Origin of the sequence: Asaia astilbis JCM 15831 (assembly GCF_000613845.1) — a bacterium.
GTDB classification, from domain to species: Bacteria; Pseudomonadota; Alphaproteobacteria; order Acetobacterales; family Acetobacteraceae; genus Asaia; species Asaia astilbis.
The window spans coordinates 1-26,353 of sequence record NZ_BAJT01000019.1 but is presented as its reverse complement, the minus strand read 5'-3'; the positions used below and the strand labels follow the sequence as shown (position 1 = coordinate 26,353).

General features: G+C 59.4%; 23 protein-coding genes, 1 tRNA gene, 6 pseudogenes and 1 riboswitch. Of the genes and pseudogenes, 10 read left to right on the top strand and 20 right to left on the bottom strand.

Features of this window, described 5'->3' with window-relative positions; all coding sequences use genetic code 11:
* Positions 1-49: 49 nt before the first annotated feature.
* Positions 50-1,816, top strand: coding sequence for a phosphoenolpyruvate--protein phosphotransferase (gene ptsP / locus JCM15831_RS13225; protein WP_025824634.1), 1,767 nt, complete (start codon positions 50-52; stop codon positions 1,814-1,816).
* 42 nt (positions 1,817-1,858) lie between these two features.
* Here the strand turns inward: ptsP and JCM15831_RS13220 are convergent, their stop codons facing one another.
* On the bottom strand, positions 1,859-2,248 hold the full coding sequence (locus JCM15831_RS13220; protein ID WP_025824633.1) for a DUF3597 domain-containing protein: 390 nt from the start codon (positions 2,246-2,248) through the stop codon (positions 1,859-1,861).
* A gap of 263 nt (positions 2,249-2,511) precedes the next feature.
* Between JCM15831_RS13220 and JCM15831_RS21145 the strand changes: the two are divergent.
* Positions 2,512-3,072 (top strand): annotated as a pseudogene (locus JCM15831_RS21145) (sulfotransferase family protein); the annotation flags it as partial.
* 137 nt (positions 3,073-3,209) lie between these two features.
* On the top strand, positions 3,210-3,338 hold the full coding sequence (locus tag JCM15831_RS23425) for a hypothetical protein (RefSeq protein WP_269530464.1): 129 nt from the start codon (positions 3,210-3,212) through the stop codon (positions 3,336-3,338).
* Positions 3,339-3,355: 17 nt separating this feature from the next.
* Here the strand turns inward: JCM15831_RS23425 and JCM15831_RS13200 are convergent, their stop codons facing one another.
* Both JCM15831_RS13200 and rlmB read right to left on the bottom strand, forming a co-directional pair.
* Complete coding sequence (locus JCM15831_RS13200) at positions 3,356-4,354, bottom strand: zinc-binding alcohol dehydrogenase family protein (RefSeq protein ID WP_025824631.1); 999 nt, start codon at positions 4,352-4,354, stop codon at positions 3,356-3,358.
* A 117-nt stretch (positions 4,355-4,471) separates the two neighbouring features.
* Positions 4,472-5,262, bottom strand: a pseudogene (gene rlmB / locus JCM15831_RS19105) (23S rRNA (guanosine(2251)-2'-O)-methyltransferase RlmB).
* A 95-nt stretch (positions 5,263-5,357) separates the two neighbouring features.
* On the opposite strand from rlmB, the gene JCM15831_RS13190 reads away from it, so the two are divergent.
* Positions 5,358-5,443, top strand: a tRNA-Tyr gene (locus tag JCM15831_RS13190).
* Positions 5,444-5,567: 124 nt separating this feature from the next.
* On the opposite strand, the gene JCM15831_RS21140 is transcribed toward JCM15831_RS13190, so the two are convergent.
* From JCM15831_RS21140 to JCM15831_RS22015, 4 genes are all read right to left on the bottom strand, one after another.
* Entirely contained in the window at positions 5,568-6,173 is a 606-nt protein-coding gene (locus JCM15831_RS21140; protein ID WP_198024344.1) for a PfkB family carbohydrate kinase, read from the bottom strand.
* Positions 6,079-6,501, bottom strand: coding sequence for a PfkB family carbohydrate kinase (locus tag JCM15831_RS23420; protein WP_051528530.1), 423 nt, complete (start codon positions 6,499-6,501; stop codon positions 6,079-6,081). The genes JCM15831_RS21140 and JCM15831_RS23420 overlap by 95 nt, the downstream gene beginning before the upstream one ends.
* Before the next feature lie 73 nt (positions 6,502-6,574).
* On the bottom strand, positions 6,575-7,042 hold the full coding sequence (locus tag JCM15831_RS19095; RefSeq protein ID WP_198024343.1) for a transaldolase family protein: 468 nt from the start codon (positions 7,040-7,042) through the stop codon (positions 6,575-6,577).
* A complete protein-coding gene (locus JCM15831_RS22015; RefSeq protein ID WP_198024342.1) occupies positions 7,015-7,263 on the bottom strand; it encodes a transaldolase family protein in 249 nt (82 codons plus the stop codon). Before JCM15831_RS22015 ends, JCM15831_RS19095 begins: the two co-directional genes overlap by 28 nt.
* A 282-nt stretch (positions 7,264-7,545) precedes the next feature.
* Here JCM15831_RS22015 and JCM15831_RS13175 point away from each other — a divergent pair, with 282 nt between their 5' ends.
* Positions 7,546-8,283 carry a metallophosphoesterase family protein gene (locus tag JCM15831_RS13175; protein ID WP_025824630.1) on the top strand — a complete coding sequence of 246 codons (738 nt, stop codon included), beginning with the start codon at positions 7,546-7,548 and terminating at the stop codon, positions 8,281-8,283.
* 81 nt (positions 8,284-8,364) lie between these two features.
* Here the strand turns inward: JCM15831_RS13175 and JCM15831_RS19090 are convergent, their stop codons facing one another.
* From JCM15831_RS19090 to JCM15831_RS13160, 3 genes and pseudogenes are all read right to left on the bottom strand, one after another.
* Positions 8,365-8,763: a hypothetical protein gene (locus JCM15831_RS19090; RefSeq protein ID WP_373277661.1), complete on the bottom strand. Its 399-nt coding sequence runs from the start codon at positions 8,761-8,763 to the stop codon at positions 8,365-8,367.
* Positions 8,764-8,901: 138 nt separating this feature from the next.
* Positions 8,902-10,241: pseudogene (locus JCM15831_RS19085) on the bottom strand (ammonium transporter).
* The gene (locus tag JCM15831_RS13160; RefSeq protein ID WP_025824629.1) at positions 10,238-10,576 is read right to left on the bottom strand and encodes a P-II family nitrogen regulator; all 339 of its coding nucleotides are present in this window, start codon (positions 10,574-10,576) and stop codon (positions 10,238-10,240) included. Before JCM15831_RS13160 ends, JCM15831_RS19085 begins: the two are co-directional and overlap by 4 nt.
* A 177-nt stretch (positions 10,577-10,753) precedes the next feature.
* Here JCM15831_RS13160 and JCM15831_RS19080 point away from each other — a divergent pair, with 177 nt between their 5' ends.
* Together JCM15831_RS19080 and cysE are read left to right on the top strand one after the other, a co-directional pair.
* Positions 10,754-11,968: a UbiH/UbiF/VisC/COQ6 family ubiquinone biosynthesis hydroxylase gene (locus tag JCM15831_RS19080; protein ID WP_051528529.1), complete on the top strand. Its 1,215-nt coding sequence runs from the start codon at positions 10,754-10,756 to the stop codon at positions 11,966-11,968.
* Positions 11,965-12,765 carry a serine O-acetyltransferase gene (gene cysE / locus JCM15831_RS13150; RefSeq protein ID WP_025824628.1) on the top strand — a complete coding sequence of 267 codons (801 nt, stop codon included), beginning with the start codon at positions 11,965-11,967 and terminating at the stop codon, positions 12,763-12,765. The genes JCM15831_RS19080 and cysE overlap by 4 nt, the downstream gene beginning before the upstream one ends.
* Before the next feature lie 7 nt (positions 12,766-12,772).
* Here cysE and JCM15831_RS19075 read toward each other — a convergent pair.
* From JCM15831_RS19075 to JCM15831_RS13110, 8 genes and pseudogenes are all read right to left on the bottom strand, one after another.
* A pseudogene (locus tag JCM15831_RS19075) lies at positions 12,773-13,521 on the bottom strand (TIGR00266 family protein).
* 116 nt (positions 13,522-13,637) lie between these two features.
* Positions 13,638-15,095: a carbohydrate porin gene (locus JCM15831_RS13140; protein WP_232228197.1), complete on the bottom strand. Its 1,458-nt coding sequence runs from the start codon at positions 15,093-15,095 to the stop codon at positions 13,638-13,640.
* 108 nt (positions 15,096-15,203) lie between these two features.
* Positions 15,204-17,796: pseudogene (locus JCM15831_RS19070) on the bottom strand (MMPL family transporter).
* A 115-nt stretch (positions 17,797-17,911) separates the two neighbouring features.
* Positions 17,912-18,385, bottom strand: coding sequence for a 6,7-dimethyl-8-ribityllumazine synthase (ribH, locus tag JCM15831_RS13130; protein WP_025824626.1), 474 nt, complete (start codon positions 18,383-18,385; stop codon positions 17,912-17,914).
* A 9-nt stretch (positions 18,386-18,394) separates the two neighbouring features.
* Positions 18,395-19,684: a bifunctional 3,4-dihydroxy-2-butanone-4-phosphate synthase/GTP cyclohydrolase II gene (locus JCM15831_RS13125; protein WP_025824625.1), complete on the bottom strand. Its 1,290-nt coding sequence runs from the start codon at positions 19,682-19,684 to the stop codon at positions 18,395-18,397.
* A pseudogene (locus JCM15831_RS19065) lies at positions 19,681-20,291 on the bottom strand (riboflavin synthase). The gene JCM15831_RS13125 and the pseudogene JCM15831_RS19065 overlap by 4 nt, the downstream one beginning before the upstream one ends.
* A complete protein-coding gene (gene ribD / locus JCM15831_RS13115) occupies positions 20,291-21,415 on the bottom strand; it encodes a bifunctional diaminohydroxyphosphoribosylaminopyrimidine deaminase/5-amino-6-(5-phosphoribosylamino)uracil reductase RibD (protein WP_084490704.1) in 1,125 nt (374 codons plus the stop codon). The pseudogene JCM15831_RS19065 and the gene ribD overlap by 1 nt, the downstream one beginning before the upstream one ends.
* A 38-nt stretch (positions 21,416-21,453) precedes the next feature.
* Positions 21,454-21,603, bottom strand: a riboswitch (FMN riboswitch).
* A gap of 185 nt (positions 21,604-21,788) precedes the next feature.
* Positions 21,789-21,983: an entericidin A/B family lipoprotein gene (locus tag JCM15831_RS13110; protein WP_025824623.1), complete on the bottom strand. Its 195-nt coding sequence runs from the start codon at positions 21,981-21,983 to the stop codon at positions 21,789-21,791.
* A gap of 216 nt (positions 21,984-22,199) precedes the next feature.
* On the opposite strand from JCM15831_RS13110, the gene JCM15831_RS13105 reads away from it, so the two are divergent.
* Positions 22,200-23,663: a cryptochrome/photolyase family protein gene (locus JCM15831_RS13105; RefSeq protein WP_025824622.1), complete on the top strand. Its 1,464-nt coding sequence runs from the start codon at positions 22,200-22,202 to the stop codon at positions 23,661-23,663.
* On the opposite strand, the gene JCM15831_RS20540 is transcribed toward JCM15831_RS13105, so the two are convergent.
* Both JCM15831_RS20540 and mutY read right to left on the bottom strand, forming a co-directional pair.
* Positions 23,658-24,260 (bottom strand): hypothetical protein, encoded by a 603-nt coding sequence (locus tag JCM15831_RS20540; protein ID WP_025824621.1) that lies wholly within the window; start codon positions 24,258-24,260, stop codon positions 23,658-23,660. The two genes, JCM15831_RS13105 and JCM15831_RS20540, sit on opposite strands and share 6 nt — an antisense overlap.
* An 18-nt stretch (positions 24,261-24,278) precedes the next feature.
* Positions 24,279-25,340, bottom strand: a complete 1,062-nt coding sequence (gene mutY, locus JCM15831_RS13095) for an A/G-specific adenine glycosylase (protein WP_025824620.1) — start codon at positions 25,338-25,340, stop codon at positions 24,279-24,281.
* A 161-nt stretch (positions 25,341-25,501) separates the two neighbouring features.
* On the opposite strand from mutY, the gene JCM15831_RS13090 reads away from it, so the two are divergent.
* The gene (locus JCM15831_RS13090) at positions 25,502-25,984 is read left to right on the top strand and encodes a DUF721 domain-containing protein (RefSeq protein WP_025824619.1); all 483 of its coding nucleotides are present in this window, start codon (positions 25,502-25,504) and stop codon (positions 25,982-25,984) included.
* Between the two features lie 160 nt (positions 25,985-26,144).
* A partial coding sequence (locus JCM15831_RS23000; RefSeq protein ID WP_035774536.1) for a hypothetical protein occupies positions 26,145-26,353 on the top strand: 209 nt, incomplete at its 3' end.

The window sequence follows — 26,353 nt, the reverse complement described above, 5'->3', positions numbered from 1 at the left end:
GAGACTACGCCGCCCTTCGAGCGAATTAGCGGAACCTGACGACCGTCCGATGATCATCCTGCAAGGGACGGGTATCTCTGCTGGCGTGGTGATTGCGCGGGCCAGTCTCGCCCGCGAGCGCCCTTTGCCCGTCATCGAGGCTCACCCTTCGCAGCTCTCGGCAGAGGCCGAACGTACCCGTCTCGATCAAGCCATTGCCCTGACGCTCAAACAGCTCAAAAAGCTGCGCGGCAAGCTGGATAGCCTGCCCGACGAAGCCCGGATCGAGATCGATGCGATGCTCACGGTCTATGAGCGCATGCTGACTCAATCGCGGCTTGTCCGGGCCGCTCATCAGCGTCTCGCAGAAGAGGGTCTGACCGCCGAAGCCGCCGTGCAACTCGAAAGCGACATCCTGGCTGCCCGCGCCGGACCGCAACCCGGAATGCCGGAAGAAGAAATAGAAGGCGCCCGTCGACGGGAAGGTGAATTCCGGGAAGTGGCTCGCAGGCTGCTGCGCAACCTGACAGGCGTTTCCTTCAGGGCCTTTTCCGATACGCCAAGCGGATCGGTCCTGGTGGCGGAGCAGATCAGACCTGCCGACGCAGCGGTCATCGATCCTAATCGCATCGCTGCCGTGATCTCCGAAGGCGGCGGCGCGACCGACCACACGGCGATCATGCTGCGCGCCCTCACCGTGCCCGCTGTTCTGGCCGTGCCGCAGCTTGCAGAGCACGTCGAAGAAGGCAGTCTGGTGATCGTCGACGGATCGAGCGGCAGGATCGTGATTAATCCGGACTCCGCCACTCTGGACGAAGCCCGATCCGCGATGGCGGAAGAAGCGAGAGAGCGCAAAGGGATCGGCCGACTTCGGCGACTGCCGAGCCGCCTGGTGAGCGGCGAAGACATCGAATTGCTGGCCAATATCGAACTCGCCAATGAGCTTCCCCTTCTGCACCGCAATGGAGCCGCCGGCATCGGCCTGCTTCGCACCGAATTCCTTTTCGACGAGAGCGAACCCTTGCCGGATGAAGACGGGCAATACGAGATCTATGCGCGGCTCGTCGCAGATATGGACGAGATGGTCACGACCATCAGAGTGCTCGACTGGGGCGGAGAAAAGGGTCTGGCCCGGCTGAGACAACTGGGGATCCACGACACTCAGGAGGAGGAAAATCCCGCTCTCGGTGTCAGAGGATTACGGCTTCTTCTTCGTCATCCGGAGATTCTCGAAACCCAGCTCTGCGCGATCCTGCGCGCCAGCCTCGTTGGCAAGATCCGCGTGCTTCTGCCAATGGTCAGCGCGGTCAATGAGATCCAAGCCACGCGACAGATTTATGAGCGCTGCGCCAGACGGCTGCGTCGACGCGGTGTCAAACTTCCCAATGAGCTGCCCCCACTCGGCATCATGATTGAGACCCCTGCTGCTGCCCTGACGGCAGGCGCTCTTGTGCGACATGCGGAGTTTCTTGCGCTCGGGACGAATGATCTGACGATGTACACTCTGGCCGTCGATCGCTCGTCGGCCATGGGGTCCGATCTCTACACTGCCCTTCATCCGGGGCTGCTCAAGCTGCTACGTTTTTCTCTGGACGAGGCTTTGCGTGCGCACAGACCCATTTGCGTCTGCGGCGAGATGGCGGCGGACTCGCGGAGTGTCGCCCTGCTGATCGGAATGGGATTGCGGTCGTTTTCCATGTCGGCAGCATCACTGCCTGCGGTGAAACGGATGATTCGGTCGCTCAGCCTTGAGGCCTGCGATGATCTTTATCGCCGCGCTATGCTGCTCGAAGATCCTATCGAGCTTACGCAGCTCGTGCGTGACTTCGCACACTGAATGTCGCGCGCGTCCCCGTTTAAAGGGACGCGCTGCTGATTTTTAGTGACGTAGGTCTTCCGGAACCTTGCCACCATTTTCGGCAAGCTTCTGCATGACCTGACGGATGAGCCAGACATTCATTGCCGCGCTGTCTTCCGTGCTCTCGGAGTAGTGCAGCTCCTGCGCTAGATGCTTGCGCGCCTCCAGTGAACTGTCCATGTCCAGCAGCTTCAGCAGATCGACAATCGATGTGCGCCAGTTAAGTGTCTGGCCCTTCTGCTCGGCCAGAGCGGTCAGCACGGCCTGAACATCGACAGGCGAGCTGGGAGCCGAAGGAGCCGATGCGGTCGCCGCTTCTGGCGTGGTTGCCGCGCTGCCCGACGAACCGCTTGAAGGTGCGGCTTCTGCATGGCCAAAGATCTTTGTCATGATCGTGCTGAAAATGCCCATTTTAGCTCTCCTGTACGGATAATGCCCGTGATCCCGGCTGATACCGGCAAAGGATCCAAATATTTCACACAGTTACGAAAAGTGACCTGTGTCCTATTTGCATCGGTTACGTGCGGAAATGGTGAAGCGCTTCAGGAAGACAAAGGTTTTCTATTGTATGTGATTTTTTAGTGACAGACCTGCGGCATTGCAGCCCTATTGCCGCGCCTTGTGGGCCCCGATAGGCGGACAGACGACCCCGTTAGAAAGGATCTGCCTGCGTCATGCCGCCCAGCCCCGATGTCCATTTTATCTCCGGCCTTCCCCGCTCGGGCTCCACGCTTCTCTCCGCACTTCTTTCCCAGAACCCTGCTCTGACGACCTCTGGCAGGACCTCCCCTGTCGCGCCGATGATCCTGCGCGTTTCCTCTCTCATGGCTGAAGGCGAATATGCGCGCGATTTCGACACGGCCAAACGTGACCGGGTGCTTCGTCAGCTTCTCGAGAGTTATTACGCTCCGGGTCGCACCGGAAACATCGTCATCGATACCCACCGTGACTGGTGCGCGCGCCTCGGTCTGATCGAGAGTGTTTTTCCAAAAGCGCGGGTCATCTGCTGCGTGCGCGATCCGGTCTGGATCCTCGATTCACTCGAGCGTCTGATCGTGCGCGACCCTATTTTATCGTCCCACCTCGTGCCGATCGGCAAACGTGCGACCCAACATGACAGGCTTGACCACCTTCTCTCGCCCGATGGGGTATTCGGTTATGCGTGGCGCGTGTTGATTGAAGCGTTCCATGGTCCATTCGCCAATCGGCTCATCCTGCTCGATTACGACTATCTTGCGCGCTATCCCAAGGCGACACTTGCCGCCCTGACCCGCGAACTTGCCCTTCCCGAGCATGACTACGCTCTCGACTGCGTCGAAGGCGCCGATCACACGCCGTTCGACCAAGCCCTCTCACGCCCGGACTGCATAGCTTGCGCAAAGAGGTCAACTTCATTGAGCGACGCTGCATCCTGCCGCCCGCCGTGCAGGAACGGCTGGCAGGCGGCATGTTCTGGCGCTCCCCTCAGGCATCGGAAAACGGCGTTCGAATTCTTGCCTGAGTGGCTGACCTTCCCGCTCAGAAGATCAGGACGCTTTTGCCAATGCTGGCACCGCTCTCACTCTCTCGATGCAGGTCAATCAGATTTTGGGCGTTCAGGCCGATCACCCGCTTCTGCTCGGTGGGAACGATCTCTCCTGCCTGAACAAGAGACGAGATCTGCTCCAGAATATCGTGCTGTCGCCCCCGATCCGGAGTGCTGAAAAGAGATCTCGTGAACATGAACTCCCATGAGATCACGGCACTCTTGCGTTTAAATCCGACGATATCAAAGCGCTCTGGATCGTCGATCAGACTCAGAGACCCCTGGGGCGCAAGAATTTCCTCGTAGCAGGACTGATGCTGGTCACTCGCCGTCAAAGACGCGATATGTGTGACATGCTCAAGCCCCAGTGCTCGAATCTGCGCGACCATGTCACCGCGATGATCGATGACGTGATGCGCGCCCATGACACGCACCCATTCCTGCGTTTGCGACCGTGAGGCCGTGGCAATGACAGTGAGGCCTGTCAGCTTGCGCGCGAGCTGGATCAGGATAGAGCCGACTCCCCCGGCGCCGCCGACAACGAGCAGAGCACCCTGCGTCAACGACGTCACTGCGAGGCGGTCGAAGAGCATCTCCCACGCGGTGATCCCTGTAAGAGGCAAAGACGCCGCCTGTCCCCAATCGAGACCTTCGGGCAGATGGCCGACGAGCGTTTCCTCTACGAGCTGCAGTTCGGCGTTGCTCCCCTGACGCGTCAACGCCCCTGCGTAAAAGACACGATCCCCCACAGAGAAAGACGTCACCTCCGGCCCGACAGCCTCGATGATTCCAGCGGCATCCCAGCCCAGAACACGCCATGCCTCTCCGTCGAGAGGGCCTGCTCGATGCCGGATTTTGGTGTCGACAGGGTTTATCGAGACAGCCTTGACCCTCACCAGAAGATCACGCCCCTCAGGCGCGGTGGGATCGGGTATTTCGATATCCTGAAGACTGTCCGACGCGCCGGGTGTTTTGTAGCCAACCGCTTTCATGAGGACTTTCCTCTTCGTAATGCTGTGACGAAGAGGGAGCCTATCATAGTCGGTCTGGCTCAGGCAGCAGGGTCCCGCTCTCGTGAAATTCTCCCTGCATCCGAGAGAGGTCGTTCCTTAGGCGGGACGGACAAGCTCATAAAGGGCGACGGCGGCGGCGTTGGAGACGTTCAGACTTTCCATCTCGCCGGGCATATAGACGCTGGCGATCTCATCACAGCTTTCACGCGTCAGGCGACGCAAACCTGCGCCTTCTGCGCCCAGAACCAGCGCGACGCGACGCCCTGCGAAGCCCTGTCCTTTAAGCACTGAGCCACCTGCATCAAGTCCGACCGTCCAGAGTCCGGCGTTCTGCAACTGGGCAATGATACGCGACAGATTGACCTCTCTCAGAATCGGGACGACATCGAGCGCTCCCGATGCGGCCTTGGCCAGCGCACCGCCCTCTTGCGGGGTATTGCGATCCTGAACGACCAGCGCCGCAGCGCCGAATGCCGCCGCAGACCGCAAAATGGCGCCGATGTTTCGCGGGTCGGTCACCTGATCGAGAATAAGAATGGGGCCTTCGCGGCTTTCAAGCACTTCATCGAGAAACGGCGGAGTCAGCGGCTCTACGCGCAGGCAGATGCCTGATGCACCGCATCGCGCTCACAAAGCAGATCGAGACGCTGGCGCTCGACCAAGTTAGGCGAGATACGGATCGGTGCCTGCTTTGACTCAAGCGCCGAGAGGCCTTCGCTCGTCACGAGCAATTCGTGCAGGTGACGGTCGGAATTGCGCAGAGCCGCCTCGACGGCGTGCAGGCCATACATCCAGTAGCCATTGGCCGCAGCGCGCCCCTCGGCTGAGCGGCCAGAGCGACCGGACGAAGAGCGGGGCGAGGTTGAGCGTGAGGGGCGTTTCGACATGAGCGCTCTTCTAGAGGAACCCGTTTATCATGCAACAAAAATGAAGAAGCCTTGTTGACACCAATCCTGATCCGCCATATCACCCGTCCCGACCTGGAGAGATGCCCGAGTGGCTAAAGGGGGCGGACTGTAAATCCGCTGGTGTACGCCTACGTTGGTTCGAATCCAACTCTCTCCACCAGGTCCCCTCCCACAATCAGTACCTTTATGGAAAACACAGCTCTCCTCGAGAGACGTCTGATTCCTATTCATCCGAATAATTGAAGTTGGGGTCAACAGAGGCGAGTTATGCTCGGTTTTGTAGTTTAGCCGAGCAGTTCTTCTCTCCAGGGTGAATTCGCCCCGCGCTTTGTACAGACTGCGCTAGCGACTCTCTGGCCATAAGCAAGCATGTGACCCAGGGCCTCAGTTGAGGGGTCTTCTAGCGTTGCCGACGTCAGCAGACCATTTTCGTGGAGGCTGGCCAAAAGGCCCGCCATGAAGCTGTCACCCGCCCCAACGGTATCGACAACCTTCACCGGGATCGCATGAGCATGCGCATGACCGCGACGGCTCCAGCCGCTGACCCCGTCTTTACCATGCGTAATAACGACCACGCTTGCCCGATATTTCAGCCAACGCGAAGCAGCAGCATCGTGCGCCAATCCAGGGTAAAGCCAGTCGAGGTCGGCACTGCTGATTTTAATGATGTCGGCCGCCTGCAGTAGTCTCTCGACACGACCGCGATACGCCGCTTCCTCGCGCACCAATGATGCGCGGATATTCGGATCGAAGCTGATCAGCCTCGTCCCTCCCGCCTCGCGCAGAAAAAGCGTCTCATAGGCCGAGGCCGTGGGTTCGCGCAGAAGGGCGATCGACCCGAAATGCAGTGTACCAACCGGAGAGTGCCTGATCGGAGGGTATGTCCTCACAGATACGATCCGCCCCGCCCTTATCGAAGAAAGCATAGGCGGGCTCTGCCTGATCGAGGCTGACGAAGCCCAGCGTCGAGGGCGCATCCAGCCTTTGAAGGAAATGCTGCCCGACCCGGCTTTCGGTAAGTCCGGCCACGAACTGGTCCCCAAACAGATCTGTGGAAACGGCACACCCATATTCGGTCGGCACACCAAGCCTGCCCAGCGCGCGCGCCACATTATAGGGAGAACCACCCAGACAGGGGCGATAGGCAGGGCCATCGGCTGACATAACGGGAATAAAGTCGATAACCGCCTCTCCGAGGCAGAGCACAGATCCGCTCATGAACGCTCTTTCCGCTTGTATATGTTCTGACACTTTCCGGCGGCACAGACCGCCGGGATCGCAGGTCGTCAGGCTACAGACCCGCTGCTGTTGTCTCGAATACCGCTGCTGCCTCAGCGGTCTGAGAGTCGGCGAAAAGCTGTTCGGCGACGGCAGGGCTGAACGTGAAGGTATCGCACCCCAGAGCCGCGAGAGCGGCAAGGTCGTGAGCCTGCCGAAGACTGGCGACCAAGAGCCGCGTCTTGCTGCCTGAGGCGGAAAGGATCGAGTTCATCTCCCGAATCACGCTGACCGCATCACGCCCGCTATCGCCGATGCGCCCGAAATAGGGAGCCACATAATCGGCTTCTGCCGCAGCAGCCGTCAGCGCCTGATGCGTGGCATAGACTGCGGTCAGGGTGGTTCGCACCCCACGTGCGTGGAGAGCCGCCACTGCCCTGATCCCGTTTTCGGTAATCGGCACCTTGACGACGAGACGTGGATCGAGCGCCGCCAAAGCCAGACCCGTTTCAATCAGGCGTCGGTCTCTGTACCCCAGCATTGAGCCTGCACTTCCTGCACAGGGCAGGACAGGATCTCCTGCACCAAGGGAGCGATGTCGTCGAAGCGACTGCGAAGGCCCGCACGATCCAGAATTGTCGGATTGGTTGTCACCCCGTGGAAAAGTCCGGTCGGCAACCATCGGGCCAGCGCCGCGCGATCAGCCGTGTCGAGAAACAACCTGAGACCGGGACGCTCGCCCGGTGCCGCTCTGCTAACCATCACCCTCTCCTCATCAAGGCGCGTCCGACCACTGGAAAAGAGGCTGATCGAATGCTACTCATGCAAAAGTAATCAGGTCAGGTTCCCGGATTTTTACTCTCCTGTCAGAACATATACCTGTGTACTTGGACACGAATGCGTCACCCGACGAGGAAAGCCTTGACCGAGCACGACCGACAGCAGGCGGATTTCTGCTGACGTCTTTGTTCCGGCTTGCTCGCAGTAATTGGTCGTTCGTCCAGATAAGTGGACGGCCCCAGCCCGATTTATTATTTTATCAGAATGAAAATTGCTGTCATCGCAGATGTCCATGGAAACAGCCTGGCGCTGGAAGCCGTCCTGCGCGATTTCTCCGCCAAAAATCCCGACCTGATTATCAATCTGGGAGATCTGGTATCCGGTCCATTCGATCCGGCGCGCAGTGCTGATCTTCAGATGTCTCTCCCTGCCGTGACCGTGGCAGGCAATCACGAGCGCCAGCTATTGTCAGGTGGCACAGGAAGCTCCGACGCCTATGCGCGGCCACGCCTCTCAGAGGCACACTGGGAGTGGATCCTGTCGCTTCCTGACACAGCAAAATTGCTGGATGGACAGGTATTTGCCTGCCATGGCAGCCCCGCTGGGGGAGATCAGGATTATGCGCTGGAGGACATATCGACAGGTCAGCCACGGCTAGATCGTCCTGACGCCATCCGCGCTCGTCTCGTCGGAGCCGACGAGGCTCCTCTCGTGTTATGTGGTCACACACACATCTCACGTGTCGTCATGAACGATGGTGTTCTTATCGTTAATCCGGGCAGTGTCGGGATGCCCGCCTATGCCGACGACCTCCCTGTCGCCCATGTCATGGAGGCAGGCTGTCCGCATGCGCGTTATGCTCTGGTAACCCGGGCGTATACAGGATGGAAAGTCGACCTACGGGCCGTTCCCTATGATTTTGAAGCCGCCGCGCGGCAAGCTGAGCTGGCTGGGCGACCGGAAATCGCCTTTGGAGTCCGTAGCGGCAGGGTACGGCGCTGAGCACGATCGCACGGCGATGACCATAAAAAAAACCGCCCCATCGATCGACGGGGCGGCTCAAAACGCTAGCAGGCGTGAAGGTCAGGATTTCAGCTTCGCATTACATTGCGAATAATAGCCGCCACCCTTCTGGATCCATTTGAGCGATCCATTTCCGCCTGTGCTCTTATTGGCGTTGTACTGATCAAGGCAGGTTTTCATCCGGGCCTTGCCGGGCGAAAGCTTGGCATATTGTGTCGAGACAGAGCCCGGAAACACCGTACTGCCGGAGCTTACCGTGCTTGGCTTGGACGCAATGCCCGCACCGGGCGATGCTGGCGCGTCGCTCGTCACCTTCTTGTCCTCAGCTGCTTCCTTCTCGGCTGGCGGCATATTCTGCTGCGTGGCCGCAGTTGAGACGTCACCGCACTCGGCTGCCTTGAAGTCCTTATATTTCTGCCCGTTCAGTGCCGGCCTTGCCGGCAGCCTTGAACTTCGCATGGCATTCCTTGGCGGTAAGCGCCAGAGCCGAGGGACTGGCGAGCACAGCGCCCCCCAGCATGAGACTGGCCAAGAGAGCGTGGCCATGAGAACGTTTCAGTACCATTGGCATTTCCCCGATCGTAACAGAGAGACGGATCAGTTGATCCGCTCGCCATGCAGAACCATGTCCAGGCCTTCAAGTTCCTCATCACGCGTCACGCGCAGGCCGATTGTCAGATCGATGGCCTTCAGAATGATGAAGGTGAAGATCACACACCAGACAATGGTCACACCGACTGCTTCGGCCTGACGAATGAGCTGGGCAAAGGATCCGACGACACCCGCCGGGTTGGCATCGGTTGCCGAGAGCGGACCGTAGGCAAAAACACCCGTCAGCAGCGCACCGACAATACCGCCCGTGCCATGCACGCCGAATGCATCGAGACTGTCATCGTAACCAAGGCGCGGCTTGAGGATCGCAGACGCCCAGAAGCAGACGACACCGGCCACCAGACCGATAATCAAAGCCGGACCAGGCAGAACGAAACCAGCTGCCGGGGTGATTGCCACAAGTCCGGCAACGGCGCCCGAGATGATGCCCAGAGCCGTCGGCTTGCGGGAATGAACCCATTCGACAGCCATCCAGGCCATCGCACCGCCTGCGGTGGCAATCTGCGTGGTCAGCATGGCCATGCCTGCACGGCCATTGGCGCCACCGGCAGAACCGGCGTTGAATCCGAACCAGCCGACCCAGAGCAGGGCTGCACCGATGATGGCATAGGTGAGATTGAACGGAGAGAAATCTTCATGACCATGGCCACGACGCTTGCCGAGCACCAGAGCCGCCACTAGACCCGCGACGCCCGAGTTGATATGCACAACGGTACCGCCCGCGAAATCGACAGCCCCGATACCGGCCACCCAGCCAAGCGGGCTCCAGACCCAATGGGCAACAGGCGCGTAAACGAGCAGCGACCAGAGAACCGTAAAGACACAGAGCGCCGAAAACTTCATCCGCTCCGCGAAGCTGCCGGCAATCAGTGCCGGGGTGATGATGGCAAAGGTCATCTGGAACATGACCCAGACGCTCTCAGGGATGGTCATGGCCACAGGATTGGCCGAACCGGCCCCCATGACAAAAGCCTGATCCACGCCTTTGCTGATATGCTCGGCCACGCCATTCAGCATGAAGCGGGACATGTCACCGATCCAGGGCGTACCCGTACCGAAAGCAAGGCTATAGCCGATAACCAGCCAGACCAGGCTCGCGATACAACAGATCGCAAAAGACTGGATCAGCGTTGCGAGGACGTTTTTCTTGCGAACCATGCCCGCATAGAACAGACCCACACCCGGATGGTCATGAGCAGGACCAGCGCCGTGCTCACGAGCATCCAGGAAGTATCGCCCGTGTCGATGGCAGGAGGCGCAGCCAGAGCGGGAAGAGGCATCAGAGCGACAGAAAGAGGCGCGATCGCTTTGAGAAGACGGCTCATATGGCAGTTTCCCCTGTTTCACCGGTGCGGATGCGGATGACGGAATCAAGCGGCGAGACGAAGATCTTGCCGTCGCCGATCTTGCCCGTTCGCGCTGCATTGAGAATTGCGTCGACGACATCACCGACGACATCCTCGGTCACGGCAATTTCGATTTTGACCTTGGGCAGGAAGCTGACCTGATATTCCGCCCCTCGATAAATTTCCGTCTGCCCCTTCTGACGCCCGAAACCCTTGATCTCGGTAACCGTTAGACCCTGCACTCCCAATGGGGTCAGAGCCTCTCGAACGTCGTCCAGTTTAAACGGCTTGATGATTGCCGTGATGAGCTTCATTCCATTCCTCCGCACTGCAAGATGTCTTAGTCGCCACGGACAGTCCCGCCAGTTCTCGTGAACATAAATCGTGCCAGCATCATAACGAGATTGGCAAGTGTCTATAACAGAACATTTCCCATTTCCCGCTCGTGCATCTAAAAAGCCATGCTTACACAGGCGGTGAGGAAATGAGGCATGCAGCACGTCGATATCTGCATTAACGGCGCGGGTCCGGTCGGTGCAACGCTGGCCTGTCGGCTCGCTGCCTCCGGTCTCAAGATCCTGCTGATCGACCGTGCACCTTTGCCCGACATGGAGCATCCTTCGCTCGATGGCCGTGCCTATGCCATCGCCGAAGGCTCGCGACGCATGCTTCAGGCTGCCGGTATCTGGCAGAACCTGCCCGGCCCCTCGCAGCCGATACGCAGCATCACAATCAGCGATGGCCGCCCCGGCGAGGCGGCCTCCCCCCACGGTCTGCGTTTCTCACCTGACGATGCCCCCGTCGAAAATGGTGATCCGACCCCCTTCGGCTGGATGATCGAGGCGCGCGACCTGCGTGCAGCACTCAATCAAACCCTGACGAGCCATAAGGGCGCTCTCGACATCGCAGCGCCAGAGACCGGCACCTTCACCTTTGAAACCGATCACGTTGCCATCACGCTTGGCTCAGGTGCCCGCTACAAGGCCGCGCTCGTGATCGCTGCTGAAGGCAGGCAGAGCCCTTTGCGTCAACAAGCTGGAATCATGGTGACGCGTCTGCCTTATAATCAATGCGGGCTGATCAGCATTATTCATCATGATCGCCCCCATGAAGGTCGGGCCCTCGAGCATTTTCTGCCGCAGGGGCCGTTTGCCCGCCTCCCTCTCCCGCCGACTGACGAGCATCCTCATCGCTCAGCCATCGTCTGGGCGGAATCGACAAAACGCGCGGAACGTTTTTACGCGCTCGACGACGCTGCATTCACGAGTGCCATTATGCAGCGGCTTGGCGACGATGTCGGCTCTGCAACACCTGTCGGCCGCCGCTGGATTTACCCCCTCTCTGCGCAATATGCGCAACGCTACATCGCACCACGCCTCGCTCTGGCAGGTGATTCAGCCCATGGCCTGCACCCCATTGCCGGGCAAGGGCTGAATGTCGGTTTCAAGGATATCATCGCTCTCACCGAGCTGATTGAAGAGTGTTTTGCCAATGGGGGCGATCTCGGCGGCGCCGATCTGCTGCACCGGTACCAACGCCGCGTGCGCCCCGGCAATATGGCCGTAATGGCGGCCTGCGACGGTCTTGAACGTCTCTTCGGCAACGACAATCCTGTTCTTCGTTTCGGACGGGACCTCGGCCTTGGCGCCATGAACCGCCTGCCTGCCCTGCGTCGGGCATTTGTGAAAAAGGCCATGGGACTATGACCACTCCCCCCGATCTGACCGCCGTCTGGCAGGACATGCTCAAGCAGAGCACCGTCTGCTGCGACGTGCTCATTCAGGGTGTTTTCGCCACCGGCATCAGCGATCATCGTAATTTCCAGGGTGCTCTTGCGGCACTTCTTGGCACCAAACTGGCCGATCGTGCCCTGTCTGCTCCGGCGCTCACGGCTCTGGTGACGTCGGCTCTGGTCGAATGTCCCGAGATTGCCGAAGCCGCTGCTGAAGACATGATCGCCATTTTCGAGCGCGATGCCGCCTGCCCCGACTACGTGACGCCATTTCTTTTCTTCAAGGGGTATCACGCAATCCAGGCCTATCGCATCGCGCACTGGCTCTGGCAGCATGATCGTCAGCATCTGGCGCGGCATCTGCAAAGTCTGGTGAGCGAACGCTTCAATCTGGACATTCACCCAGCAGCCAAACTTGGACGCCGTCTCGTTTTCGATCATGGCGCTGGCATCGTCATCGGCGAGACCTGCATCATCGAGGATGACGTCTCTCTCCTGCAGGGCGTTACCCTGGGTGGCACGGGTAAGGCGACGGGCAACCGTCACCCCAAGGTAAGGCGCGGCGTCCTGGTAGGCGCAGGCGCGATCGTTCTGGGCAATATCGAGCTGGGAGAAGGCGCCAAGATCGGCGCGGGATCCGTCGTGCTGGAAGGGGTTCCTCCCTATACGACGGTGGTCGGCAACCCGGCCCGCCGTATCGGCACGCGCCATACCAACATGCCTGCACTCGGCATGGACCAGCGCCTGCCTCCGGTCGATTACATCATCTGATCGCGTTTCAGTCGATGACCTTGCGCAGGACCGACGCGAGGAAGCCCCCTTCAACAGCGCCTTTGGCTTCGGTCAGGCTAAGATAGGGGCCTAAGGCGCCCGCGAGGTTCGACAGGGTCAGGGTCTGAAGCCAGACGCGCCCCGGGCCTGTGAGACGTGCGAGAAAAAACCCGTCTCCGCCGAACAGCTTGTTGCGTATGCCCGGCAATGTGGTGATGTCGAACTGGACACTTTCCTCGAACATACCGACATGGCCGGGGTGAACGTCGATCTGCTCACCGGGGGCCAGATCATGCACGATCACTTCGCCCCCCAGCTCGGCCCAGAATCGTCCTTCACCCGACAGACGCTGAAGAACGAAGCCCTCGCCACCGAAGAATCCGGCTTTCAGTTTACGCTGAAAGCAACATTGATCCGGACATTCTCTGTGCCCGCAATAAAGCCGTGGCGATGCACCATGTAGCTGCGTGAATCATCGAGCACATGCTCCGTGATATGCCCGGGTATTTTCGCGGCAAAAGCGACGTTTCCGGACGTGCCCTCTGCGCGATACTCGGTCATGAAAAGCCCACCACCGGCGATCATGCGCGACACCGAACCCAGAAAGCCGCTCTTGCCGGCACCGGAGGTGCTGGTGTTCAGGGTGACATTCGGACTCTTCCAGGACAACTCGCCAGTTTCCGCAACAAGGCGCTCTCCTGGCTGAAGAGCGATGCGCAGTACTGGGAAGATCGATCCGGTTATTTGGGCGTCCATGCAGTTTTCCCCTGTTTTCAGGTAACGGAAAGAAACTGTCTTATACCACACGCCCCTGTGATACTGGAAATGGGCCTGTATCCTCTTGCAATGACAGGGATTTCAGGAAAATGTTTTCAGAGAAACTCGACGTGTGTCTTGAAGCCGAGCAGCACGGCGTCTTTCAGGTTGCCCTGACCATTGGGGCGAATAAACGCCTCGACCATGGGCTGCATCAACACGCCGCGAAAGGCGCGCCAGCCATAATTGGCTTCCATGACAATCGCATGCCGCTGGATGCCTGTTGCGCGATAAGGCAGCTCCTTGCCTTGGGCACGCAACATTTCCTCAACCCTTTGCACACCCGGTGAAATGGCCGTGTAGCTGAACACGAACGCAATCGTGTCATTAGGCCGTGATGCAAAAGTGCCGCGACTGATCAGACCGCCATAGGCCTGCCAGTTGCGGACTGCGACCCTTTTGTCGTTGTAGAGAAAGCCCCAAAGCGCTGTAAGGCCTGAATCAGTATCCTGACCCCGGCTGTTCCGCCGATAGGTCATGAATTTCTGATCCATCAGGACCCAGGTATTGAAGCTCGCCCGGTGCTGACGCTGGTCCAGCCCGGTGATGGCATAAGGCTCGCCGTATTGATCTTCATGAATATCGGAGAGCGGCGTTGTGGTGAGCGCAGCGCCGACCTTCACGTGGCCGGGGAGACGGCCTCTGAACTTTGGTTCCCACCCCAGCTCCAGCGGCATGCGCACACCGTTGATATAGGCGCTGTTAAACTTAAACCCGCTTCGGTTCATCGTGTAGGAGAACATCCCTTCCTCGGTCAGGTACAGACCGAGCTGGACGTAAGACTCACGCAACGGACGCGCGCGTACCCTCAAGCCCCAGATTCCCGCGGGGAAAGTCGAAGCCACACCCGTATCGGCCGCCGCACGCGGACGACCGCAGATGGCGTTGATCTGAAAGGTGCAGAAAAGCGGACTGGCGACAAAGTCCGAGAGCTCCGGCATGCGCCCTGCTGCGATGGAGAGCTTGCCGCCAAAGAGCGTTTCCTCACCATAAGCCATGACAAGATGCACGACCACATTGCCGCCGCCGCCATAGATTTCAGACGAATGGTTGAGCCAGTCACCGAACATCCGGTTGGCGGGCGTGCCATAGCGCCCCGTGACCACCATATGCGTGGCGAAGCCCTTGATATGGGCGATCCGCTCCCAGTCGACATTCAGGGAGAGCGCATATTGCCCGGCATTGCTCGAGCCCTGTCGGTAGTCGCCAACATTCTTCGTCGGCTTGGTGACGGCGCCTGCATACTCATTGAGGTTATCGAAAAGCAGGCCAATGCCATGACGACGCAGCCAGTCTGTCAGACCGAACGGATTGTAGAAAACGGCCTGAGGCTGACCGAAAGCCGGAACGCTGGTCGAATGCATCTTATGATCCGGGAAGGGATCATTGAGCTGATAGCTGGGCTCCGAAGCCGTCTCTTCTTCGCCATTGTTCCCGGCCCAGGCAGTCGTCGGTGCGACAGACCCGATCAAACAGGCGACAGCAAGGCTCCGGCGAAAGAACTGACTTGGCACGATGGGCGGGGCTCACGATTGCGTTAGAGGTTGTCCCTATCATCACAAAACACGGTCTGGCCACCTCTTTTATGAAACGGCCAGCTCCGCATCAGGCGCATGGCAGCGCTATTCGGCATCAATTTTACGCTTGGGTAACAAAGCCGGAATGAAGGTGAGCGTTGCCACAAGGGTGCACGCCAGCGACATCAGCAATAGCCGTCCCATGCTGGCTGTGCCCGGATGCTGGGACGCCGCCAGCGATCCGAACGCCGTGCCAGTGGTGAGCGCAGAGAACAAGACAGCATGCGCCGTCGGCGAGGTAAGCGGGCTTTTGATACCGGCACGCCAGTTCATGACAAAGTATATGTTAAACGAGACTCCGACACCGAGCAGCAGCGGCAGCGCGATGATATTCGCGAAATTCAGGCTCTCGGGGACCGTCACAATCAGAATGACGGTCAGCAGAGCCGAGAGCAGCAAAGGGGCGAGAACCAGCGCCATATCGAGCAGACGGCGAAGCGCGACAAAGAGAATGACCGCGATCATGACCAGGGCTGAGATGGCTGCCATCGAGAAGGCATGCACCATGGTATGTGCGCTCTCGACCACCTCCAGCGCTGTCCCTGCCGTATTCTTGTCGATCGAGAGCATGTCGTGGAGGAAACGGTAGAGCACGTTGCTGTCCGACATCCGGCCTTTCGGCAGGATCTTGAGAAGGGCACGCCCGTCAGGCAGCACGTAGTCGCGCGCAATATCCTGCGGAATGCTCTCTATCGTCACCGGGGTCGGCTGGAGAACATCCACCAGTTGCGTTAGCTGCTCAGGCAAAAAGCGCGTCAGCGCCGTATTCGCGGCCAGAAGCTGCGCATCGGGGAGTGTCGCCAGCTTGGCGAGCGATTTCTGGATATCCCGCAACGGGGAGTCCGGAGCGGTCTTGTCAATGACGGCTCCCAGCTTCTGCGCGGCAGAGACCGCACTGGCACGCAGGGCGGCGGCATCCGGCGCGGGCTGCGCCTCCTGCCCGATCAAAGTGGGCAGCAGGATCGACGCCGTATCCTGAATCATCGCCAGTTTTTCGGTCTGATCCTCCGGCACGAACATGCCGAGCCACAGAACCGAGGAAACGCTCGGCAAAGCGTCGAACTGTTTGGCGCGCTCTGCAGCGACCGTCAGGCTCGGAACGATCACCTCGCATCATAGGGCGACGCACGAGGATCCTGCTCCAGAAGATGGAGCGCACGCATGCCTTCGGTGTCGGGATTCTTCGTATGAAGCGGATCGGCGTCAAAGCTGAGGTGCGGAATGAGGGCCAGACCTGTCAGGGCAAGCAGGGCGAAGACCGCCAGAACGGGCTTGCGGAAACGACGCAGCAGCCGATCGGCACCGGCAAGACTCTTGATCCCCGGAGTGCCACGGCTCAGGCGCGCACCGAAGAGATGCAACAGGGTCGGGAGCAATGTCATCGTGCACAAGAAGGCGATGATCATGCCGATACCAGCGATCAGCCCCAGCTGAGCCACACCGACGAAACTCGTTGGAACGAAAGCAAGGAACCCGGCCGCTGTCGCAAGCGAGGCGACTAGAATTTGATGGCCGGTTTCACGCCCTGTTTCTGCAAGCGCGTCTACCGGGCTCATCTCGCCCCCTGAAGGCAGGCGCTGTTCACGAAAACGCACAGAGAACTGGATCGCAAAATCCACGGCAATCCCGACGAAGAGCACCGCGAACGCGACAGAAATCAGATTGAGCTTACCGACCGCAATGGCCGCAAAGCCCGTCGTCAGCAGCAGACCGATCACCAGTGTAATCAGAATAGGCACAATGACCCGAATGGACCGCACCGCAAGCACAAGCCAGCAGGAGACCAGCACCAGTGAGGTCAGAAGCCCGAGCCCCATGCCATGAGCAACGGTCGAGAACTCCTCATCGCTCAGCTGGACCGGCCCGGTGATCATGCAATGGCATTGCCGCTCTTCACGAAAGGCAGGGAGTCGATCGCACGACGCATCGCAGCACTGGCCTCGCCCCCCGGCTGTAGCGAGCCGAAATCCTGATGCGGCTGCGTGATGACATATTGATAATTGCCGGCCATTTCCGCCAGCGGTCCTGCGAGGAGATTCTGCCAGGAAAGATCTTTGGGGTGCCCTTCAGCAGCATCGTGCAGGGCAACGGCAAAACCCTTAAGCTCCGTGGTAAAGCTCTCCGGGATATCTTCCCCGGCAGAGAGTCCCTCACCGATCAGACCGAGCGCGGAGAAGATGCCTCGTGAGGACGGATCGGCAGAGAGCGTGCCCAGAAAGGGCTGCGCTGCGACGATGGAATCGAGCAGCGATCCGAGAACCGGCTTGTCGAGGAAAAGCAGGCCGTGATTTTCCAGAAACGGCGAGTCGTCGGGCAGGCGAACCGTGCGGAAATTCTTGTGATCGGCGCGCAGGATTTTGGCCAGTTCACGCGCAGTGGCACGCCCCTGCTCGGGCATATCGGCCTTGATGATGGCGACCATGAGGTCGTCATTCTGCGGAAACAGGCGACTCAGCTCGGCGCCGCGCTGTTTCCAGGGCAGATTTGCCGCAAACATGGCATCGGTATCGGTCGTCACGCCCAGACGTTGAACCGTCAGGAACAGGCTGCCAGCCGTCAGCAGCGTGAAAAGAAAAAGAACGACCCAAACGCGCCTGGTGCAGAACGAGACGGTCTTACCGATGAAGTTTGCAAGCATTGAAGTGTGATGACCCTGCCACGGAGAGACGCCAAAGCGTCATGGTCCGGGCAGGTTTAGAGCATTGTGACCCGATTGGGAAACATCATGCGTCTTGCAAAAGGGCGCTCTGCCCTCAGCTACGCGTGTTGCGCAGAAAAGCGAGCGTCTCGACGCAAGCTGCTGAGGCTTCACGACCCTTGTTATGAGCGTCCTTGCGTGACCGGGCCTGAGCCTGTTCATCGGTGTAGGTCGTCAGCACGCCAAAGGAGATCGGCGTCTCTGTCGCCAGCTGCGCCTGCATGATGCCGATCGTCGTCCCGAGGCTGATGAACTCGAAATGGGCCGTGTCACCCTTGATGACGCAGCCAAGGCAGATCACGCCTTCATACGTGCCGGTCTTGGCAAGTGCCTGAGCCATCAGCGGCAGCTCGAAGGCGCCGGGAGCATCGAATACATCGACATCACGGATGTCATGTTCGGCCAGCCACTCCAGCGCACCGTCACGCAGGCCGTGGGTGACATCCGTATTGAACCGGCTGACCAGAAGGGCGAGCTTCGGTGTCGGCACCAGTGTCAGATCGGGTGCTACGGGGATCGTCTTGCTCATGAGGACTCCTTATTTTTGAACCAGTGTGTCGACGAGATCCGGCCAGACATCGCTTAATTGATGCCCCATCCGGGTCCGTTTGGCATGAAGATATGCCCGATTGAATGGATTGGAGCCTGCCTCGAGCCGCTCCTGGCTCACGACTTTCAGACCAGCTTCCTCCAGACCCGATACCTTGCTCGGATTATTGGTCAGCAGGGTCAGAGACGTGACCCCGAGCAGCTGGAGAATAGCAGCCCCCGTTACCCAGTCACGCGCGTCAGCCGGGAGACCGAGCTCGAGATTGGCTTCCAGCGTATCCTTGCCGGCATCCTGCAGAGCATACGCCCTGATCTTGTTACCAAGACCGATGCCCCTGCCCTCATGACCTCGCAGATAGACCAGGACACCTGCTGACGCGCCGGAAATCCGCTCCAGCGCCTCGCGAAGCTGCGGACCGCAATCGCATCGCAGCGACCCCAGCGCGTCACCTGTCACGCATTCGGAATGCAGCCGCACAAGCGGAACGCCCTCGGTCACATCCCCTTTGATCAGAGCGACATGCTCAATTCCATCCGGCGCCCGAAAAGCGTGGATCCGCAAATCATGCCCGCCAAAAATGCTCGGAAGCGCCGCCTCGGCAATGTGCTCTACAGCGGGCGAGACCGGTGCGGGCGGAAGGCTCTGATCGAGCGCTGCGCGACCGTGGGCACGGCACCAATCGGCGATTTCCTCAATCGTGATAACCGGGAGATCATGACGGGCCGCAAAACCCTGCAACTCAGGCAAACGCGCCATGGTGCCGTCAGCACTCATGACCTCACAGATCACGGCAGCCGGGTGCAATCCAGCAAGACGGGCGAGATCGATCGCGCCTTCCGTATGACCGTCGCGAGCCACCGTTCCCTCAGGATGGGCTCGAAGCGGAAAGATGTGACCCGGCGTACTGATATCTTCCGGACGGGCATCGGGATGGCCCGCAAGCTGGATCGTGCGTGCCCGGTCGGCAGCCGAAATACCAGTTGTGATGCCCGTCGTCGCCTCGATGGAAACCGTAAAAGCTGTTCCACGTGGATCGAAACCACGACGCGGCATCATGGGCAAATCGAGACGATCGAGCTGCTCGGCCTCAAGCGGCAGACAGATCAGACCACGCGCATGGGTCGCCATGAAATTGACGGCATCGGCTGTCGCAAATTGTGCGGCAATCACCAGATCGCCTTCGTTCTCACGCTTCTCGTCATCGACCATCATGACCATGCGTCCCTCACGCAATGCCGCGATGGCATCTGTCAGCCGTGAGGATGGCGAGGTGTTCATGACCGCACCCCGTATTTCAGCAGGCTTTCAACGTATTTCGCCAGGACATCGACTTCAACATTGGCGCGAGCCCCGGGCTGAATTTCGGAGAGACCCGTATGATCCATGTGTGAGGAATGATCATGAGCGCGATGGTGAATGTGCCATCCTGAACATCACTCACCTCATTCACCGTCAGGCTGACACCATCGAGTGCGATCGATCCTTTCTCGACCACATAGCCGCGCAAGGCTTCCGGCAGGCGAAAAGTGATGTGGTGGGATTCACCGACCGAGCGCATCCCGACCAGCTCGGCCAGACCATCGACATGGCCTTGGACGATATGCCCCGAGAGGCGGGTCGAAGGGGTGCTGGCGCGCTCGAGATTGACGCGCGATCCTGCCACAAGCCGCCCCAGCGCCGTGCGCGACAGGGTCTCTGCACTCACGAAGAAATCCGCAAGGCCCGAAGAATCATAGGCAGCAACCGTCAGGCAGACGCCATTGACGGCAATGCTTTCGCCCAGATCCATATCGGAAAGGCCTGTCTCAACCTGAAGCAGGATAGCCTGCTCGCGAGGTTCGACAGACTTGATACGGCCAATATGTTCGATAATGCCAGAAAACATCAGAAGGCAGCCTTGTCAGCAGGAAGGGGATTGACCCCTTCATCCAGTATAAAACGCAAGGGCGAAGGTCCGTGAGAGCGGACCGAACATCGGTCCGGCCCCTCATGGGAGGTCCGGATTGTCAGCCAGTCATCCCACAGACCCTGATCTGCAATCTCATCGAGGAGCGCCGGTCCAGCCTCGACCATGGCCCAGTTCACGCCATGATCGCCCAGCAAGGAGGGAATTTCTGCCAGATCGCGTGAGACAATGACCCGATAGCCACTGCCGATCATCATTTCCCGCCAAGAATCCGGCAGACGGTTCTGTCGATCACAGACGACGAGCAGACGCGGCGCACGATCTTCGTGATCCGCGACATGACGCACGGTAAAACGCGGACGATCCGCAAGAACCGTGCCGATACCGGTAATGATCGCATCACTCGCCCGTCTCAGGCGATGAGCAATTTCAAGCGAATTCTGGCTCGTGAAGGTGGTTTTTCCTTCAGGCGGGATCATGGAGCCTTTGGCATCACAGGCCTGCTTGACGGTAATCCAGGGACGTTGCTTCGAGATGCGTGTCGCAAAGGGCGCAAGCAATGCCTGGCAGGCTCGATGGGTTTCCGCCAGATCGGGACATTCCTCCACGAGGAAGACCTCCCGCCCTTCCGGCATTTGCCGCAGCCGGGCAATCCCTCCCCCAGCGACAGGGTTGGGGTCGCGCATACCGACCCAGACCGTGCTGACGGGGCTATCGCGCAGAGCCTCGCTGCAAGGCGGCGTACGACCGACATGATTGCAGGGCTCAAGCGTCACGAGAGCCGTCACGGCTCTGTCGAGCACACCGATTTCACGCGCACGATGAAGCGCGAGCGCCTCGGCATGGCGGGTCCCGGTACGGTGATGGGCTTCCGATACGAGAATAGCCCCGTCTCGATCGAGCAGGGTACAGCCAACCGCAGGATTGGGAGAGGTGGCCCCCAGATAAACTGAGGCTTCCTTGAGCGCGGCGTCAAAGCCTCGCCGAACCGCACTGATATCAGGCGCCGTCAGGCCCTGCTCTTTTGCGGCAACTCCGGAGGGAAAATCTCCCGACACAGCAATACGGTCCCATCCCTTTGGACGGTCCTCAGGTACGAACATCCTTCGAACTCCTGACGGCGAACCATCCTGAGCCCGTTTTCTGTTCTCTTCCATCCGGACTATGACCGTCGGCTCCGGGATCTGACCGGATCTGCTGACCCTTTGGCATTAGAGCCAAAGGCGCTCGCGGGCTCGTGCCGAAGGCACCTACCGCCGGTGGGGAATTGCACCCCGCCCCGAGAACGTCGTTTTAAAACCCGGCCTTTATGACCGAGTGGTTAGTATGTGCAGTCTGGAGACGAATTTGCAAGTCTCAGGCGCCCGGCCCAAGTAGACGCCTCTCCGGGGTCAATGCTGTCGTCGCCAGAAGAACGCAAAAAAGGGTGGAGCACGCCCCACCCTTTTTCAAACCCTCAGGTTTCGACTGGAACGATCAGCGCGTCGCGGCCTGTGGCACTGAGTTGTGGATTGCGCCCTGCGTGGCGCTGGCGCCATTGCTGACGTTATGGCCAACCGAGCTGACATCACGGCCAGCGCCATCGATTGTGTTACAAGCGGCAAGGCCCAGAGCCGGAAGAGCCAGCATGACGGCGAGAGCACCAGTGCGGAGGAAGGAAACCGGGGTCATAGAACATTTCCCTAATAAAATGATCGAACCCTTCAAACGCGATATCTATGGTCCGGTTTTCAAAATGACAGGGCAGTTTCTTTATTTTTTGTAACCGGACGACAAGGTGTGACCTCACGGTAGGAAGCGTTGGAATGGGCGTTAACGAACCAGAGCGATCCTCCTGCGCTTTTCAAACTTCATCTCTTCATTCTTCTCCGCGTCGCAGGAAGTTTCATGACCGCAGCACCGCCCTCTCTTCTCTGGTTTCGCGATGATCTGCGCCTGAAGGATCATCCGGCTCTCATCGCTGCCCAGGCCGAGGAGGGCCCCTCACTCTGCGTCTATATTCTGGATAATTCCGGCGCGACACGCCCGCTCGGGGGCGCGCTGAAGTGGTTTTTACATCAGACACTCACACAGTTCAGGAAGAGTCTCGACGAACATGATGGCGAGTGTCTGGTTCTCGAAGGCGATCCTGCCGACCTGATACCCCGCCTCATGCAGCAAAGCGGCGCCCGCAAGCTTTTTTGTCATTACCGCTATCAGCGGGAAGCGCGCGAGCAGGACGATAAGGTCGCAGCGATTCTCAACGACGCTGGATGTGAGATGATCCGATCTCATGGCACCTTGCTGCGATCGCCGGGTGCCGTCACGACAAAAACCGGCACGCCATACAAGATTTTCACGGCGTGGTGGAAAGCCTTCAGAGAGCTCGGCGCGCCTGCCACACCGAAACCCGCGCCTAAAAAGATACGTTTCGAAAGCTGGGATGCCTCTCTCAAAACGCAGACAAAGGGCTCGGCAACGCTCTCACCGCTGGACCTCGACAGTGCTCTCTTGCCGCGAAAGCCGGATTGGGCGAGCAAGATGGTGCAATACTGGGAATTCGGCGAAGAAGCCGCGCAAGAGATCGCCCATGACTTCGCCAAAGGTCCCTTGAGCCATTACGGGGTCGGCCGCAATGACATGGCTGCCGAGGACAGCTCGCGCCTTTCTCCCTATCTGCGGTTTGGCGTTTTGTCTCCAAAACAGGTTTGGCACATTTGCGCGGACAAAGGCGCCAAGTCAGATCGTGAGATTTATCTCTCCGAGCTGGGATGGCGTGATTTCTCCTGGTACACCCTTTTCCACAACCCTCACTTGCCAGACAGAAATCTGAAATCTCAGTTCGACAAGCTCGATTGGCAAAACAGCAAAAAAGACCTTGCGGCATGGCAGCACGGTCAGACCGGCATTCCGGTCGTAGATGCCGGCATGCGTCAGCTCTGGGAAACGGGCTGGATGCATAACCGGGCACGCATGATCGTCGCGTCTTTTCTGGCCAAACATCTTTTGATCGACTGGCGCAAGGGCGAAATCTGGTTCTGGGATACGCTGATCGACGCTGATCCGGCTTCAAATGCCGTCAATTGGCAATGGGTTGCGGGCACAGGCATCGATGCCTCGCCCTTTTTCCGCATTTTCAATCCCTTGCGCCAGGCCGATAAATTCGACCCGGAAGGAGATTACATCCGTCGCTGGGTACCGGAACTCTCTAAGCTCCCCGATGACGCCATCGCTGCGCCCTGGGATGCGGACCCCGATACCCTGAAGAAGGCGGGCGTGAGCCTCGGGAAAAATTACCCTCTTCCCATCGTCTCACTCGAGGAGGGACGTAACCGGGCTATGGCTGCCTATCGCAAGACACGCGCCTCATGAGCGTGTCACGGCCAACGTTACCTGCTGACCATCGCGGGTAACGAGGGGCAAAGGTGCAGTTTCGCCCGTACCCAGACCCGACATAGCTTCAAGCGCCGACATGTTCGTTGCGAGTGAAAAGACAAGTTCGCCAATCTTTCCGTTATGGCCCTGGACGACACGTAACGGCGCGAGAATCTCTCCCTCTTCCGTCGTCACTGTGCTGACCGCTTCCTGACTGAGGATGGCAAACGCATGCAGCATCTGTTCGGACAGAATGAAGAAATGCTCCCAATCCTTGGCTTCGGTAGCCTGAAAATCGATCCCTTCATTTTCGACGCTCCTCAGGAAACGACCGGACCCGTCCTTGCGCTGAAAAGTGAAGAGGCCGTTTGAAAGACGGGTCGCCTGCAAGGGCGGAAGCGGCATCGGCAAGGACACGACCTTGCGCAAGGTGACAGTGAAGCTGTCGAGCGCCACATTATCCGCAAAAAAGAAAAGGCCCGGATATCGCCCCGGTGGTGGGGTCACCGAAAACAGGCAGTCCCGCAAAGGATCATGCTCGACAACATGGCCGAAGAAATCGAGAAGCCAGAAACGGGAAGAGGCGAATAGCATAAGGAGATGTCTCTTTCTTCAGTCGACCCTTGCCTGACCGGCAAGCGTCAAACATTTCTTCATAACAGTGGGGAGAGCCTGACGATCGAGCTTTTCCGGCGGACAGGCGAACCCGCTTTGATTATGCAGCGCATCGAATTTGGGCAGCCGAGCGACCATGACCCTCAGATGTAGCCTGAAATGGGTAAAGACATGCTGTATCTCGCCAGCGTCTTTCCATGCTGCACTCACCGGCGCCTCTTGCAGCGCTTCAACGGGCGCAAAGACCTCATCCCGCCACGTCGTCCCGGGCAATTCAGTCATGCCTCCGAGCAGCCCCTTCTCGGGGCGCTGGCGCAGCCAGATGGCGCCCTGCGCGTCGGTGATCAGAAACACTACCCCATAACGCTCAGGCTTTACCTTGCGGGGCGCCCGCACCGGATACAGCTCAGGGGTTCCTTCAGCATGTCCCTTGCAGGACTCACGCCACGGGCACATCAGACAGGACGGGCGGCGCGGGGTGCAGAGCCCTGCGCCCAGATCGAAAAGCGCCTGTGCGAAATCGCTTGGCGCCGCCCGCGCTGCCGGATCGTCATTCAGCAGACTGGCCAGCATATCGAGTTTGCGTCGTGCTCCCGGCAGGGGCTCTGTCACCGCATGGAGCCTTGACGTCACACGCTCGACATTCCCATCGACCGGCACGACCGGTCGACCGAACGCGATGGCGGCAACCGCACGGGCCGTATAAGCGCCGATACCGGGCAAGGCACGAAGACCCTCGACATCTGATGGAAAGCCTCCCAGCTCGACCACTTTCTGCGCACAGGCATGAAGGTTGCGGGCGCGGCTGTAATAGCCAAGCCCGGCCCAGGCTGCGAGCACTTCCTGTATCGGTGCCAGAGCGAGATCCTGAACTGTCGGATAGCGCTTCAGAAACCGCTCATAATACGGCATAACCGTCACGACGGTGGTCTGCTGCAGCATGATTTCACTCAGCCAGACCGCATAGGGGTCGGCAACCTGCCCCGGCAAGGCACGCCAGGGCAGTGAGCGCCTTTGATGCGCATACCAGTCAAGAAGTGCAGAAGCAGAAGGAGTCACCCGGGCGATATGAAGCGAGATCCCTCATCGGACAAGAGCCCGGCATCACGAATAACCCCCTCGCGCGCCGTTGCGTCGGATGCAGGGACATCGGCAAAAGGCCGTCGCGCAGCGGGAAACTCGGTCGACCGGAAAGAAGTGCCCGCCGAGCAAGCCGCAAAATGGTCACCCTTCGAGCGACGTTCCATGAAGGCCCGTGCCTGGGGTCGATCCTGCCTCAGGTCACGAAACCCGCCTTCAGCAAGCGCGCCGCCCCTGCCGTCAGGCTCATTCTCGACTGGGCCGAAATTGTCGGACCGGCCTTGGCGAGCCAGACAGAACCTCGCCGCGTCAGTGCCGGCACGCTGACGATCGCCTGCACGGGCCCGGTTGCGCTTGAGCTCCAGCATCTCGCGCCGCAGCTGATCGAGCGGATCAACACGCATTGTGGCCCGTTGCGGAGCGGGCGCGACCTGCGCTTCGACGATGGAACGATTCTGGTCAAAAAAATCAGAATTCTGCAGGACCCTTCTGTCATGCGACCGGTCACTCCGGCGGCAAGGCCAGCGCCTGCACCGGTGAAAATCCCGGACATGAAAGAAGGCGAATTACAGGAGGTTCTGGCGCGGCTTGGAGGCCATATCCGTCGCAAACCCCGGCAATGATATAGTCCCGGGATATGGCCCGGACGCCACGCCTGTCGCTCATTCGGGTCTGATCTGCCCTTTGTCACGAAACGAAATCACGCAGTTACGCTTTCGTCTTTATTCCGCCCCTTCTCAACACGATATCGCAAGAGAGGGAAATCGGGTTCCACCGCTTTCCATGGAAAGAAAGACCCTGACCATGCATCGATCGACCATGAAGAGAGCAGCGCTCCTGATGCTTCCGCTGCTGGTACCCCTGTCAGCCCACGCGCAACGCGGCGGTTTTCAGGGAGGCCCCGGAGGCGGCTGGCATGGAGGTGGACCCGGCAGATTTGCAGGGGGCGGCCCTGCCGGCTTTCGCGGTGGTGGCTGGGGCGGCGGCGGATG